This window comes from Kribbella catacumbae DSM 19601 (assembly GCF_000372465.1).
Classification (GTDB): Bacteria; Actinomycetota; Actinomycetes; order Propionibacteriales; family Kribbellaceae; genus Kribbella; species Kribbella catacumbae.
The window spans coordinates 150,621-164,989 of the sequence record NZ_AQUZ01000002.1 but is presented as its reverse complement, the minus strand read 5'-3'; the positions used below and the strand labels follow the sequence as shown (position 1 = coordinate 164,989).

The 14,369-nt window shown below is 64.2% G+C and carries 14 protein-coding genes; 3 read left to right on the top strand and 11 right to left on the bottom strand.

Features of this window, described 5'->3' with window-relative positions:
* Positions 1-4: 4 nt before the first annotated feature.
* From A3ES_RS53735 to A3ES_RS0102915, 7 genes are all read right to left on the bottom strand, one after another.
* Positions 5-142: a hypothetical protein gene (locus A3ES_RS53735; protein WP_020385280.1), complete on the bottom strand. Its 138-nt coding sequence runs from the start codon at positions 140-142 to the stop codon at positions 5-7.
* Positions 143-211: 69 nt separating this feature from the next.
* Positions 212-964, bottom strand: a complete 753-nt coding sequence (locus tag A3ES_RS0102945) for a hypothetical protein (RefSeq protein WP_020385279.1) — start codon at positions 962-964, stop codon at positions 212-214.
* Positions 965-1,178: 214 nt separating this feature from the next.
* Positions 1,179-4,451: a hypothetical protein gene (locus A3ES_RS0102935; protein WP_020385277.1), complete on the bottom strand. Its 3,273-nt coding sequence runs from the start codon at positions 4,449-4,451 to the stop codon at positions 1,179-1,181.
* Between the two features lie 85 nt (positions 4,452-4,536).
* On the bottom strand, positions 4,537-6,402 hold the full coding sequence (locus tag A3ES_RS46045) for a DNA primase family protein (protein WP_020385276.1): 1,866 nt from the start codon (positions 6,400-6,402) through the stop codon (positions 4,537-4,539).
* Positions 6,403-7,623: 1,221 nt separating this feature from the next.
* Positions 7,624-8,064, bottom strand: a complete 441-nt coding sequence (locus A3ES_RS0102925; RefSeq protein ID WP_157630298.1) for a hypothetical protein — start codon at positions 8,062-8,064, stop codon at positions 7,624-7,626.
* A gap of 89 nt (positions 8,065-8,153) precedes the next feature.
* Positions 8,154-8,966, bottom strand: a complete 813-nt coding sequence (locus A3ES_RS0102920; protein WP_020385274.1) for a CPBP family intramembrane glutamic endopeptidase — start codon at positions 8,964-8,966, stop codon at positions 8,154-8,156.
* On the bottom strand, positions 8,963-10,810 hold the full coding sequence (locus A3ES_RS0102915) for a DHH family phosphoesterase (protein WP_157630297.1): 1,848 nt from the start codon (positions 10,808-10,810) through the stop codon (positions 8,963-8,965). Before A3ES_RS0102915 ends, A3ES_RS0102920 begins: the two co-directional genes overlap by 4 nt.
* 152 nt (positions 10,811-10,962) lie before the next feature.
* On the opposite strand from A3ES_RS0102915, the gene A3ES_RS50950 reads away from it, so the two are divergent.
* Positions 10,963-11,475, top strand: a complete 513-nt coding sequence (locus A3ES_RS50950; protein ID WP_169501738.1) for an Lsr2 dimerization domain-containing protein — start codon at positions 10,963-10,965, stop codon at positions 11,473-11,475.
* Between the two features lie 86 nt (positions 11,476-11,561).
* On the opposite strand, the gene A3ES_RS0102905 is transcribed toward A3ES_RS50950, so the two are convergent.
* Positions 11,562-12,122: a hypothetical protein gene (locus A3ES_RS0102905; RefSeq protein WP_020385271.1), complete on the bottom strand. Its 561-nt coding sequence runs from the start codon at positions 12,120-12,122 to the stop codon at positions 11,562-11,564.
* 45 nt (positions 12,123-12,167) lie between these two features.
* Complete coding sequence (locus A3ES_RS46035; protein ID WP_020385270.1) at positions 12,168-12,647, bottom strand: macro domain-containing protein; 480 nt, start codon at positions 12,645-12,647, stop codon at positions 12,168-12,170.
* Positions 12,648-12,786: 139 nt separating this feature from the next.
* Between A3ES_RS46035 and A3ES_RS0102895 the strand changes: the two genes are divergently transcribed.
* Positions 12,787-13,044, top strand: a complete 258-nt coding sequence (locus tag A3ES_RS0102895; RefSeq protein WP_026162507.1) for a DUF2191 domain-containing protein — start codon at positions 12,787-12,789, stop codon at positions 13,042-13,044.
* Positions 13,041-13,457: a PIN domain-containing protein gene (locus A3ES_RS0102890; RefSeq protein ID WP_020385268.1), complete on the top strand. Its 417-nt coding sequence runs from the start codon at positions 13,041-13,043 to the stop codon at positions 13,455-13,457. Before A3ES_RS0102895 ends, A3ES_RS0102890 begins: the two co-directional genes overlap by 4 nt.
* 128 nt (positions 13,458-13,585) lie before the next feature.
* Here the strand turns inward: A3ES_RS0102890 and A3ES_RS0102885 are convergent, their stop codons facing one another.
* Positions 13,586-13,792 carry a hypothetical protein gene (locus tag A3ES_RS0102885; protein ID WP_020385267.1) on the bottom strand — a complete coding sequence of 69 codons (207 nt, stop codon included), beginning with the start codon at positions 13,790-13,792 and terminating at the stop codon, positions 13,586-13,588.
* Positions 13,793-13,986: 194 nt separating this feature from the next.
* Complete coding sequence (locus tag A3ES_RS0102880; protein ID WP_157630296.1) at positions 13,987-14,169, bottom strand: hypothetical protein; 183 nt, start codon at positions 14,167-14,169, stop codon at positions 13,987-13,989.
* Positions 14,170-14,369: the final 200 nt, after the last annotated feature.

Here is a 14,369-nt window from a genome sequence, read left to right as displayed (position 1 = left end):
CTGGTCAGCGCAGGAGTGCCCAGGCGCCGGCGAGGCAGGCCAGGGACAGGAGCCAGATGCCGACGATTGCCGGAATCGCCAGTTGCTTCTGCCGGGTCTCCGTCGTGCCGGCCTCAGGCCCAGCGTTGGGCTGTCGTTTCATTGGGATCCGGCGCATACCTGGTACTCCTGTTCGGTGTGATGACCTGCTGTGCTGGATTTGCGTCCTGGTTCAGACGCCGAGGGCATCCTTGACCAGTGCGATCCGTGCCTCGGCTTCGTCGGCTCTGTTCCGCTGGCGCTCGAGTTCGGCGCGCAGGCTCTGGTTCGCGGCTTGCAGCTCAGCGATGATGGTCGTCGTGCTGCGTGCCTCGCGGACGCATTGCGGAACGCGGCTCGGGTGATCGTCTTCTTTCTCGTGCGGGCGGCGTGACGTCTTAGGGATGGTCGTCATAGGAATTTTCGGTTTCTCTTCACACGCAAGGCGCTCGTCGGATGCGACCGGTGCCGGGTGCGGTCTCAGCCGGAACGTGGGTGCGCCGCTCTGGTCGAACCGGACTTCTATCGCGGCGTCCCCCGGCAGGCCGTCGGCCTGCTCGTCGAGCCACGAAGAGAACGCCCCCGCGTAGTCGTTGAATGCCTGGGCAATCGATATCGGTCTCGGTATTTCCGATGGTTCGGCGAGGGTGTCTTGTTCGGGGTCCTCGTCCAGGCGGTGCGTGGCCAGCAGCCGGCGTATCTGAGCCTTGGCGTTGCGGGACGCCCTGTTCGGAGCGGTCATGTTGCGCGGTACCGAGGCGGTCTCCGCGGTGTTGTTGCGCAGGATGCAGTGGCCTTTGGCTGAGACTCTGCCGGTGCAGCCCTGCGCGATCGCGTTGAGTATCAGATCCCTGGCGGCTTGGTCGAAGCCCAGGAGGTCGTGGTTCGTGATGCGGCCGAAGGCGGTCGTGTTTTGGCGGTTCGATCGTGTGAGGCCGCGGCTCATCGATCTGCCTTGTGTTGGTGTCTTCGGGTGGTCGCGGTCTTCATTCAGTTGTCCGCCGCTCGGGTTCGGGAACCGACTGATCGCCGCACAGGTCGGCGACGAACGGGGCGTGGAGGCCGCTGCGTAGGGGTGACAGGGCCTTCAGGCAAAGGAAGCCTCGTGGGAGACGTTCCTTCGGCAGGTACCGGTCGACGTCACGCTTGACGGCGCCCATCTAGGTGTTCATCCAGTTTTTGGTGAACGTCTCGGCGAGCATCTGGGTGTACACGTCGAGGTCGAGTGCCTCGATGATTGCCATGAGGGCGGGTGGTCCCAGGGCAGTTAGGTCGTCGTTGCAGATGACCATGGACCAGGCCGGCTCGATACCGTTGATTTTGCGGGTGGAGACGTCTCGGTCTTCGGGGATGAGGGTCAGACGGGGGTTCTGGGAGTTCATCCAGCGGGTCGCGGCCCAGCCGTGATGGGCGAGGATCGATGTGGCGATCTCATCCGGTACCGGGCGCTGAGCACCCTGTCGGCGTTTCGCCTGGGTGGCCGGTGGGATTTTCCAGGCGCCGGCGTTGAGCAGGCTGACCGCACCGTCGGTGCCGTGACGCACGACGAACGCCCGGTTGACCATCTGCAGCGGCCTCGGGTCCACGATCCGCTGACCCTCGTCGCCTGCAGTGGGGTCCAGTGGGGCCGCAGCGAACGGGTAGGTGATGGAGCCGCGCGACGCGGCGATGACGTTCTGGAACAGCAGCGCCGTTCGCAGCGGGTCCTCGGGGTCGATCGCCTCGCCCATGAGCTTGCGCCCGAGGTCTGTGTCGAAGGCCTCCGACAGTGCGGCCTCTCCCCTGGTGGCGACCACCTGCAGGTACTGGGCCAGGGCGAAGTCGACGACGGCCGGGTGGGCCAGTGACTTGTCCGGACGGGGTCCCACATGGCAGGCCAGCGTGCCGCCGGAAGCAGCGATGATCCGGCTTTCGGCGAGCGTGCTTTCTGCTCGGGGTGCGGTGAGCTCGAGCCGGTTGTTCGAGTCTTTGCTGATGAGGAACATCGGCTCGGGTTCGATGTCGACCCCGATCAGTGCTGCCTGCTCGGCGAGCACCTGGTCGTTGATCTCCCGGTCCAGTACGGAGTAGAGACCGTCGGTGTTCGTGGAGATGATCCGGGCACCGGCGAGCGTCTGCGCCTGGCCGATCCGCCAGCTGAAGAGCTGACCGATGATGCGCATCGAGATGATCCGGTTGTTCATCCGGATCGGGTTCTTGTGGGATGCATCGCCTGCGCCGGACGCGGCGTTGAGGATGAGCTTCGTCCCGTTGCGCAAGGTGGTCAGGCGTTCCTTCTCAGCCGCGCGGAGGCCGGGCTGCTTGAGTTCGCGTCCGAGTCGTTCCTTGTCGAAGAAGATCGTTGCGTAGCGGTCTTCTCCCAGCTCGGGGTTGTAGAAGGCCCTCATGTTGCGCAGCAGGTTCGGGTAGTAGCTCGTGAAGTCCTCGTGGGTGACGTGGCCGGTCGAGGTCCGGGCGTATTTCGGGTGGAGCTTGGTGGACGCGTCCTCCTTCGCAACGAACAGCTCCGGTGCCTTCTTCGCCGCCTCCGTCCGGTACTCGGCCGACGTGGCCGCGGACTTTGCCAGTACCGTCTTGCCCCGGATGACGAACACTCCGCCGGGACTCATGCTGTCGGTGATCGCAACGTCCAGGGCTTCGTGGTCCGGGCGTTGTACCGCCAGGAGGCCTGCGGGGTCCGGGATCTGCGTCTGGGCGCGCGTCAGTTGCTCTGCCTGGACTGGGTCGTCCTTCTTGGGTTTGCGGTACTTGACCTTCGCCGGGTCCGATCCGAGCAGTACGAGACGCTTGTCGACTGACGTGCCGTCTGGCAGGGCGAGCATGTTGTGCTGGCGCTTCGCCTCGGCGACGAAGTCTTTCGCGTCGGGGTACAGGTGGCGGGCCAGGCCGAGCATCATCGTGCTGGCGCGGTGCTCTGCGAGGTCTCGCTCGAACCCGGCGATATCGGCCTCGGCCCCGTGGATCCCGCCGGTGGAGAAGGTCGCGAAGCACGACGACGGGGTCCCGTCGGCCAGGAAGTAGGGCAGGTTGTTGGGCGACTTCGGGATCTCCTTCAGCGACCGGACCGGGAGTCCGTACAGCTCGCTGTACTCCTCGGAGTCGTTGAAGTTCTGCCCCTCGATCGACCGGTAGTACGCGACGACCTGCAGGAAGTCCGTGTGCGCCTTCGCCTGTGCTGGGTTGGCGGCGCGATCGGGGGCGACGCGCTCCTCGAAGAACCGCACGCATTCGTCGAGCACGTTGACCTGGGCGATTCCGCGCTCGTGAGCGATTTCTGCGGCGGGGTAGACAAACGAGACCTTCTCGATGTCGTTCAGGGGCGTGTGCGGGGCGAGGATGCGGCCGACGAACTTCGCTGAGGACGAATCGATGGTCAGCCGGTCGCGGCGTACCGTCTCGTTGCGGTTGAAGACGGTCTCGGAGTATTGGGTCAGTAGGCCGGCCTTGAGGTCGAAGGCGCTGGAGTACAGCGGGTGCTCGAACAGCTGGGCGAGGCCCAAACAGTCGGCGACGTTGTAGGCCAGCAGTTCGTAGAGCTCCTCGAGCGTCGTGATGATCGAGTCGTGGCCCAGCTTGCCGGATTCTTTGATCTGGTGCCCGAGCATCCCGAGCAGGCGCTTCAGCCCGACCTTGCGCTGCAGCTCGTTGAGCCGCGCTACGTCGAGGTGACGCCCGGACTGGAGCATCGCGCGGCGGATCTTGCCCTGAGGTGTGTCCCAGCCGAGGTAGCCGGGCATGTACTCGATGTTCTTGGCATCGAACAGTTCGTCGTTGTGTCCGCGCAACGCGGCCGCGGTGATCGGCTTGAACTGTGGGCGCTGTGCGAGGACGTCGACGAGAAGTTGTTCGGTCTCTGCGACGCGCTGCGGCGTACTCGCACTGCGGCGTTGCTGCTGTGCGTACGCCAGGCGGGCGCGGTGGTCGACGACGTCGGAGTACACCTCGGACAGGTACAGCGCCAACATGGTCGTGTCGTAGTTCATGGAGTTGTAGCCGGCGAGGAACGGGTGGGCCGCCGGGTCAAAGCTGGGGTCGGTATCACAGACGGGACGCAAGTCACCGGGGTATGAGGAGTCCTGGTCCGGATCGCACACCTGCTCTGCGTCGGAAAGCCCCATCAGTTGCGCCAGCCGCAGGTTGCCTCGGATGGTGTGGAGGTCGTACAGCGAAGCCTCGACCTGTGGCAGCCCGGGGTTGCCGGTGCGGATCACCTCGACCAGCGAGTGGGTCTGGACCGCTGCGGCCAGCGTGGCGTCGTCGACGAGGTAGAAGACCTCGAGTGCATCGCGGGCCAGGTCCGGGCGCGGCGTGTAGGCGACGAGGCTGAACACATTCGACAAGGACTCGATGTCATAGAATGTGAACAGCGATGACTCCGCTGTGACGGGTGGGAGTCGCCGCCGGTGCTGGGTCCTCTCTTGGGTAGCAGGCATCGTGTCTCTCATTTCGTTCTAGGGGTCTGCAGAACCGGGATCTCGTCCGGGCACGGCTTCATGCCGTTGAGCGGGGCTGGTCGTGTCAGGGCTCATCGGGGCTCGATCCCGGAGCCGGGACGGGCGCCGCGCCTGTCGCGGTCAGGGCATGGCGCAGTAGTCCGCGGTAGCTCGCCTGGAGCAGGGGTTTGCCGATCTTCAGCGGGTCGGTGCCCTTGTAGGCAGGGGCGTACCAGCTCTTCAGTTCGTACTCGGCGATCATCGGCTCGGGCTTGTTCAGCATCTGGCCGGGACGGATTTTGCGGTTCTTGTCCGGGCAGTGCCAGTCGGAGTCGCCGTCGATGATGGCGACGAGGCTGGAGACGAATCGTTGCCGGCTGATCAGAGACCCGGACGGAGACGCCCGGAGGAACCAGCTCTTGAACAGGTCATAGAGGAACGGGAATGGCAACAGGTCCCAGACGAACAGCTCGCGGAGCTCCTCCCAGAAGGACCTGACCGGGTCGTTCACCTCTTTGTACTCGGCGAGTACGGCCTTCGTCGCCACGGGCTCCGAGAGCTGGTAGTAGTTCCCCGGCTCTGCGGCTCCGGCACGATTGATCGCGTACCACAGCGCGTACTCGAGGACCTCTGTGCGCTGTAGGTAGTCGTCCTTGATGTACTTGCGTTCTGAGCCGCTGAAGCTCTTCGTGAAGGGCACGAAGAGCTGCCGGCGGTAGAAGCTCTCGGACTTGTCCTTGGCTTTCGGGAATTCGTTGAGGCACTGCACCATGAAGCCGAGGAACTGGAACGCGATCGGCATCCGGTACTTGCGGTTGATCTGGATGACGTCGCCGGTCACGATCGCCTTGAGGTTGGCGGCCTTGTCGATGAGTGTTCCTACGTCGTTCTCGTCGACGATGATCGCGTTGGCCCTTACGAGTGGCTCCAGCGCGAAGTCCTTGCCGAAGTCGGACAGCGGGATCGAGGTGTGGGTACCGTCACCGACCAGGTTGCGCATGAGGGCACAGAGCGTGCCCTTGCCGTTGTTGCCGCGCTCGCTGTAGAACCACGCTGTCTTGCCCCAGCGAACATGGGGCCGGACGATCGCGCCGATGATCTCCCAGATCAGATCGGCCAGTCCTTCCTGACCGGGCTGGTCGAACATTTCCTCTAGCCAGGCGACGATCTCCCAGTCCCCGTCCTCGGGGTGGGTGATGACCTGCGGAGGCGCATCCTCGACGTAGTCGACGCGGCTCTTGGAGAGAAAGACGATGGCTGGGTCGAAGCGGTGGACCTTCTTGCCCTCGAAGTGGAACGTCCGGCCACCGATCTCGATGTCGCGGTCGGCTGTGCTGTACAAGACGATGCCGTTGTTGACGGCAAGCAGATCCCGGTGCGCGCACCGCTGGGTCCGAGGGCTGTCCTCACGCAGGATCGCGAGGACCTCTTTGAAGTCGTTCAGGGTGAGCTGGGTGTCGTAACGCCTCGCAGTCGTGCGGAGGTCGTCTTCGCTCACGGTGTAGGTGCCGCGATTGACTCCGGTGGCGTTGTACATCGCGAGTAGGTCGTACTCGCGGTCGGTGTCCTTCGCGTTGGGCGCGATCCTGATGACATGGTGCAGGCGCAGGAGTATCTGCGCGATCTGCCAGCAGGAGAGGCGTCTGGCCAGCGGCAACCGCCCGTCCCCCTTGGGGATCTTGACGTTCTCGGCCTTGATGATCGCGTTGCTGGCGGCAAGCAACTCCTGCTCCAGTATCCGAGGGGTGGGCGCAGCGTCCAGGTCAAGGCGCGACAAGTAGGTGGTCGTGACGTGCGTAACGATGAGGTTCTGCGGTGCCGCGGCTAGCGAGCGTCGGTCGAAGAAGTCGAGCAACTCGGTCAGCAGAGTCGCGGTTCTCGTTACCGGCGGCGAGGATCCGAGGTCGCCGGGCGAGACGGACGAGCCGTTGCCCGTGCCGGGAGTGGTCATGCGTCGCCTCTTCGCATCGTGATGGAGACCCGTCGGCAGGGGGTGGGAAGCCGACACGGTTCGTCTCTGAATGGAACGTGTCCACCGACCCTATGCCATTCGAATGATCATCTGCAATCCATTGAATGATTATCTGAATGGCTATCTACTCCCAGGGGCGGCCTGCGTGGGCCGGAGTGTGCAGTCCGTGCAGCGAGGGGTGCTCGACGTCGAGCGGGTGCCTAGCAGCACCCGGGGGCGGCGTCAGCCGCCCGAGTTCGTCCCAGTGGGGCCGCTCGTCGGATGCGCTAGGACGTGAGGCGGCAGGCCCGGGCGGATCCGAGGTGTCCTGGGCAGCGAAAGTTGTACCACGTCAAGTGGTACAGCCGTTTCCGCAGGTCAGATCGTGTTTCTGCCGGGCTTCTACCCGGGCTGTACCACTTCCCAAAATTGAAGTGGTACAGACAGAACGCCAGGTCAGGTGGGGTTTTAGCACCCCTGTACCAGAGGTACCAGAGATTTCAGACCTGACATGCGCATGCCTGCGGGTGCGCCTGCAACCAGTCCGGGGTTCTCAGCCGGGCCCCCACTCCCCTGCGACGCCACCGCGACGGCGGGACTCGGTATCTCGGCCGTCCCAGTGCTAGAGGAAGGTGCCAGATCGGTGGTACCTCTGGTACATCGGGCTGAAATCCGTGTCTGACCAGGACAAACGGGCGTACCACGGAAATGTTCGCAGTGGTACGGGCGACTCGCACTGTCGAATCCCAGGCCATGCGTTTCCCCAGGTCAGACCGCGGTTCCTGAGGTGTACCAGAGCAAGTGGTACATCTGGCAGCGATCTGCTCTGAACAAAGATGCCCCGGACGAGACAGGAGGTCTCATCCGGGGCAGAAGAGCCGGCAGTAGCCGGCTTCGGGGTGGTAGGAGATGGCCGGCAGCAGCTCTCATCTTGCCGGGCAACTGGGGTGGACGACTGCCACTGCGGTCGGCCACTCGCAAGGGGAGGGTCATGGATGACTATTCGGGCTCTATTGGGATCACATCTGCATTATCTATTGATGGTTGTCGAATGATCTTTGATTCCGCTACGATGACAAGCAGACGGCAGGAGACTGTCGCCGTCGCCGTCGCTCTTGGCGGATGGAAACGTGAAGAGAAGGACCGGAGGGTATTCCCCGTGGGAAGGGATCCCTTCGGTCCTTCTCGTATGTCCTGCCCGACGCACGCTCCTGCGGCCTGTCACCGCCGGGTCAGTACCGCGGCCGTCTCCGGCGTGAACGTCAGCTTCTGAAGATCGTGCTGGTACTCCGGGTACGGGGCGTCGGGTCGTTGGGTGCGCGAGCCTGTCCGCTCGATCACATAGACGATGTCGTAGGTGACCGAGTAGTTCTGGTTACCGCGCACATAGTCTTCACGCTTGTCGAGCGTGATGGTGCTGAAGCCTTCGACCTGGTTCAGCTTCCGGTAGAACCGGCCGACCTTGCGCTTGGCACGGCGCTCGGCCTTGTCGCAAGACAGACCCCAGGCAGTGATGCGGTAGATGTGGGTGTAGCCGATGTCGAAAGTTGGGAAGTACTTCGCGCTGGCAAAGGCCAGACGGGATTTCGCCCTGAGCGTCGGCAGCAGCGCCGGAGCCATCAGCTCGCCGTCCGCGTAGACGCAGGTCTCGATGACAGCCATGATGATCAGCTCCTTTCGCTGCACAGGCCGGCCAGCAGGCCGGCCGAACTCGGCTTTCCACTGTCCCCCGGTGACCGGTTTCACCCCGGTCACCCGGGCCTCGCCGCGCTACCTCGCGACCGGACTCGCACGAACAGGCAGGCGAGGCACCCAACCCAGGCCGCGCCCATCACCGTGACGCCGACCGGTGTCGCCAGCGCCTGGACGGCGCCGGGTGGAACCAGAGCTGCGGCAAGGTTGTACGCCGAGTGGAGAACGACGACCTGCCAGAGCCCACGGGTTCGCTCGGCAACCAGTGCGAGCACGAGCCCTAATGGCGCCGTCGCCACCGCCTGCACGAGATTGCCGTGCATACAGGCGAAGATCAGCGACGTGAGCACTGCCGACGTCACGACACCTACCTGCTTGCGCAGCAGGGGATAGGTGAGCCCCCGCAAGAGTGCCTCCTCACTGAGCGGGGCCACCACGAGAGTCAGCGTGATCACCAGCACCTGAGCCGACGCCTGCTCGGCTTCGCGGTGCCGGTCGAAGCCAGGAGACCCCACCAGCCCATAGAGCATGAGCGCGATCGTCTGACCAGCCAGAAATGTCACTGGCATTGCGAGCAGCACCCAGCGCCAGAACCCCGGGGATCGCTGCGTGCCGTCCAGTGGCCCAGGTCCGGGATCGAAGGCGAAGAATCTGGGCCGTCGGTAGCGCGCGCAGCCAACAGTCAGCGTGATGATCGCTCCGACGGCGATCGTGGCAACGACCGGGTTCCGGATCCACACCAGGACAGGCGCGGCGAGCAGGATGTACCCGCCGGGAACGACGAGCATCACGAGCACGCACCAGCCGATGCGGCGCGACGCCGCGAGAGGCGGCTCGGTCCGCGGCTTCCAGTCCGTCTCGGTGTTCGTCACAGCGGCTCCGTGATGACCACCTGTAGACGGGTCTCGCCAATGAACGTGTTGAGCTGGAGTCTCCCGAGGAAGCGCAACGCCTCCAGATCGTGGCTGGTAGCGGTCTGAGCAAGCCGGTCATGGTGCTCCTCGGCCGCGTTCCACCACAGGCAGGCAAGACCGGTGCCGGTGACGAGTCGCAGGTGCTGCTTCTCGGTGCCGATCCGGTCCACCCTGAATCCGTCGAGTGCGACTTCGAAGACCGGCTCGACGAAGCCGTGGCCGAACGGGCGGAGTGTCTCGATGCGGCGCACCAGCTCGATCAGTGGTTCGGCGTCGGTCAGTGGTGCGTCGCACTCGGGGCCCGGACCGAGCACGAGGTCACTCGCCGGCCCGATCGAGTCTGCGGCGGCGAGCATTGCGACGCGGGTTGCGCTTTCGAGGATTGCCGAGAGCTTGTCGAGCGCTGCGGCGGTGCGCAGCTTCACTCCACATGCCTGCTGGTGACCGATGGCCCAGAGGTCCTCATGACCCTCGAGCGCGGCGATGATCTCGAACCAGGCAGGAGCCCTGCCAGACCCGCTCACCGGCTCCGACGGCGTCGCCGGCCGGTTCAGCACGACGACCGGGTGACCGTGCTTCTCCATCATCTGGTTGGCCAGCAGGCCGTACATGCCCGCAGGGGCGGCAGAGAAATAGACCCATGGCGCCAATGGCTGGTCGCCGTCAGCCAGCTCAGCCAGGTGCTCGACGACCAGTTCCTTGCGGCGCTCGTTGTTCGCGATCACCCGTTGGGCCGCTGCGAGCTTCTGGTTCGTGGTCGGGCTCGTGAACACCGCGAAGCAGTCGGACAAGGGTGTGCCGATCCGCCGGGGGCTGTTCATCGCCGGGGCGACATAGAAGCCGTAGAAGCCTTCGTCGATGTCGTCGACGCTTCGGACTTTGCCTGCCTGCGCGAAGGCCTTCAGGAGAACCGCGAAACCCTCGAACGCGGCCAGGTACGCCGCATCGTGCTCACCCGGCTGTGCGGCAAGCAGCTGCAGGAGCGTGGCTTTCTGGACATCGATGCCGTCGGGATTCGGGTCCAAGCCGCCATAAGGGTTCGGAACCGTCCTCGGCGCGGCTGCGGTCAGCAGCCGCGCGATCGAGAGCGAGTCCCGCACCAGTTGCCTGTTCTCGTACAGCACGGGCATGACGTCGGACACGGTACCGAGGCCGGCGAACAGGCGTAGCAGGCGAATGGCCCAGCGCTTTGATGGCTGGTGTGCCGCGGTATAGGCCTCCAGCACCTGGTAAAGAACGTGCGCGCCGCAGATCCCGCGCAGAGCGTAGGTCTCATCGAGGCGGCACGGGTCGACGGTCACGTCGGCTGCGCTGCCGGGAGCGAGTTCCTGGTGATGGTCGGTCACCAGGACCTTCCACCCCAACGCCTGTGCGGCGCGCACACCGGCATGGGAGTTCACTCCCCCGTCGCAGGTGAGCAGCGTGGTCGTCTCCGGGTAGTGCCGGTGGATGTCGGCGATGTCCTCGATGGTCAGGTCGTGCCCGCGGCGGTAGTCGGGGATGTAGAGGTTCACCTCGAACCCGAGCTCCTTGAGCCCCGCGAATCCGAGAACGCCTGAAGCAATGCCGTCCATGTCGAAATCGGGAGCTACGGTGATCGTGCCTCCCGAACGACGGACGCCTTCAAGCGCGGCCACCATAGTTTCGAGGTCCTTCAGCGCGTCGTGCTTCTCGCAGTCGATGGCCTCGAGGTACTCGTCGGTCCAGCCCCTGCGCTGGCGCAGGAGCGCGAACAGGTCGGAGGTGGTTCCGGCACCCTGCCGCTGGCGATCGGAGTCGACGAAGGTGGGGGTTGTGGTCATCATCATGTCCTTGCTGATCGAATGATCGTCTAATGCGATTTTAGCAGCGCGAACCTCTTCTTGATGCTGTTATCACATCATCTTTGCTTAATCTATAGGAATCGTCATCCAATGACTTTTCATAGATCAGTTAGTGGTTTATGGTCGACACCATGGCTAAGCGAAGCGTCGTCGAGTCGGACCTCAGTAAGCGTCCGAATGCCGCGACAGTCACCTTCGCGGTCGGTGACGAGTGGTATGAGATCGACCTCACCGCCAAGGAGCGGCGCGAGTTCGAGGCAGATCTGAAGAAGTACGTCCAGGCGGGCCGCAGAGCCGAGCCGAGGAAGCAGCGGCAAGTTCCGGAGATGACTCCCGAGGAGCGCGAGACGATCCGGGCTTGGGGGCGGGACAACGGCTTCAATGCCCAAGGCATGGGCCGGATTAGCAAAGAGTTGCAGGCTGCCTACGACGAGGCACACGGGATCGACACGGCCAGTCGCAAAGCAGCGCCGAAGCCGCGTCGGAGCGCCGGGCCTGAGGTCCCCGCGATGACTCCCGAGGAACGGGAGACGATCCGGGCCTGGGGCCGGGACAACGGCTTCAATGCCCAAGGCAAGGGGCGGATCAGCAAAGAGTTGCAGGCCGCCTACGACGAAGCACACGGGATCGCCCGGGAGAGATAGCCCCCGGCACGACCTGATGCGATCGTCGCTTTGGGCTCTGAATTCGAGTCCGCAGCGGGGTTCCGCTTATCGGTCCGGCTCCAGCATCACACCGGACGCAGCGAGGGATGCATCACGTCGAAGGTCTCGATGCCGGCCTGGATGGCTCGGGTCCGGCAGTCAACGGTGCCATGGGAGAAGTGCCCTGGCACCGGCGGTATGAGCTGTTGGTCGTGCGATTGCGGGCATCGCGGCCTGCGGCACAGGTCGAGGAAGGCCGTGCAGCGCACGGCGCTGCCCTGCTCGAGCAGGGCCACAACGAGGTCGACCATCTGCTGGTTGCGGATGAAGCCGGCCTTCTTGCCATAGGTCGTCCAGTCGGCGGGAACGGGCAGAACCTCGAAACCTTCTGCCCGCCACAACATCTCAGCCATGGCGTCCGCGCCGCGACCGTCAGGATCTGCCGGACAGTGCCCGGACACCAGCAGCGGGCGGGACACGCTCGACGGTCCCCAGCCCCGCCAGCCCTCGCGGTAGGCGGAACGCATGCCGATCTCGTCGTCCCAGCTGCGCGCACCGGTGACCAGGTCGACGTGTGAGTACACGGGGCGGTGCAGGTTATTGACGATCCGCGCCGCTGCGGCATCGTCCGGAGTGAGGTCGGGCATCGTAAATCCTCTCGTGCGATGAATCATCTGCGAGACGACTCCTGCTCAGTTGCGACTGACAGGCGGGTACAGAAGGACGTCGACGCCGGCCTCGGCGACCGTCGTCAGCGATTCGACGATGCGGTTGGATACGTCGCTCCAGTCGAGTCCTCCGAGGCCGCAGCCAAGAGGCGGGATGGCGATTGATCGGGCTTGGGATTCGATGATTACCTGTCGAAGGGCGACGAGCCCCGCCTCGATCCACTGGAGCTTCGATGGGTCGCGCCAGTGTTCTTTCGTGGGGAAGTTCGCAACCATCACTCTGCGCAGCGAGTGTGCTTCCACGACGTGGACGTCGAGGGACCCTATGGACACGAGACCGGACTGGCAGCGATCGCGGTAGGCGGCGAACATGCCCGGGTAGCGCTGTTTGAACTGCAGGGCGAGGCCAGCGCCCATGACTCCTCGTGTATTGACGGCGTTGACGAGGATGTCCGCGCCACTGTCGAATAGGTCCGTTCCAGGGGTCTGGAAGATGATCCGCATAAGAGCTCCATGCTGGCGGGGACGAGAATCGATCGGTTGCGGTCATGCGTGCTGAACCAAAGTTCAGGCAGCCAGTAGTCCGCGGCCCCTCAGGATGGATAGCGCCTCCCGAGGGCCGCGGTGGCGTAACCTGTCGAAGGTGACGCGCATCTCTGTGGACGTGAATGACGAGTGGCTGGACGCCGCGCGCGCCGAGCTGGGCACCAGCTCCAAGGTGGACACGATCAACGCCGCCTTGAGGGAGATCGCAATGCGCCGCAAGGGCCGGGAGATCGCCGAGATCTTCGCCAGTGCTCCGATCGATTTCTCTGGGTCGGCTGATGCCTGGCGCTATGGCGGCGGCCGCAATCTCGACGACCTCATCGGGCACGCCCAGCAAGAAGCAGGACAGGGATGACAGAGTCCCTGTACCTGGCCGACATCTCGGCATATGTCTGCCAGGCGCGCTCAGCCGATGCGTCGCAGCGATTCCAGTCCTTGCTGGTGGAAGGCCGGCTGGCGACCTGCCAGATGACGTCTCTCGAATACCTGAACAACGCTCCCGATACCCAGTGGTACGAGACGCTGTGGGGCGCGCTGCACGGTCAGCGCCGATTGGATGTCACCGCTGAGGCGATGGATCGGGCGCTCAGCGTCCATCGCGCGCTCGCGACGAGCCAGCAGCCCACCCTCAGCCTGCCCGGACTCATCATCGCCGCCACCGCGGAACTGGCGGGGTACACGGTGCTGCACTACGACGACAACTACGAGCGGATTGCGGTAGTGACTGGGCAGCCCGTCGAGTGGATTGTGCCGAACGGTTCTCTCTGAGCGGTGACCGACCGCGTGGTCGGCGCGCTGGGCGCCGACCTGGTCGATCCACTACGAACGATCAGATTCGCCCGCAATCGGCGAGCTGCGCGTGCACGCGGTGGTGCTCGACGATGAGTCGGGTTCTCTCAGTCCCACCGGTCGGACTGGGCGGTCTCTGCGTCGACCGTCTTCAGCCACTGTTCGGCCTCTTCACGATTTGTGAAGGATCGGATCTGAGCGTCAGCTTGGAACAGATCGATCAGGGTCACACCGGAGTCGAAACCAGGCGCATCGATGATGCCCGTTTCGTATCCCTTGACCCAGTGGACAGCAAAGGCAACAACAAGACTCATTTGTACTCCTTCATTTGATTGTCGCAGTGACTCGATCCCGTGGTCCGGACTCCAGACCTCGTGACGAAGCAATGTGGCATCACGTGCCTCCCCCGTTGTGGTTCGGTAGGTGTTCAGGCAGCGAGCAAGCCGGCGCCAGTAGGCATGGCGGCGTTCCGTTAGTGGCAGCGCATGTGACCGCGAGCTGTCTTGCTCTACTGGTCTGCCGGCTTGCTCGCTTCGTGGGCCAGTACGTGCGCGGTGGTATCGAGGTAGTCGTGCTTCTCGACCAGATGGGCGAACACGGCCTCACCGAGACTGCGGCTGCACGAGATCCAGTCACATTCCGGCTCAGGGCACTCGGCCGCAATGGTGATCACAGGACTGTCGGTGGTCAACAGGAGGCACCACGAAGGCGAGCCGATCGGCAGGGAATCGTTCTCACCTGGAAGGTCGCGTAAGTGCACTCGTGTGAGGCGTGATTCACGAAATTCTCCTCGTTGCGTACAGGAGTCGGCTTGGCCCGATCTGCTCCTGTTTCGCCCCGTGCCAGCTCTGCTGGCTCTGAGCCGCTTCGGCAACCTCAAGGTCGTCGCCT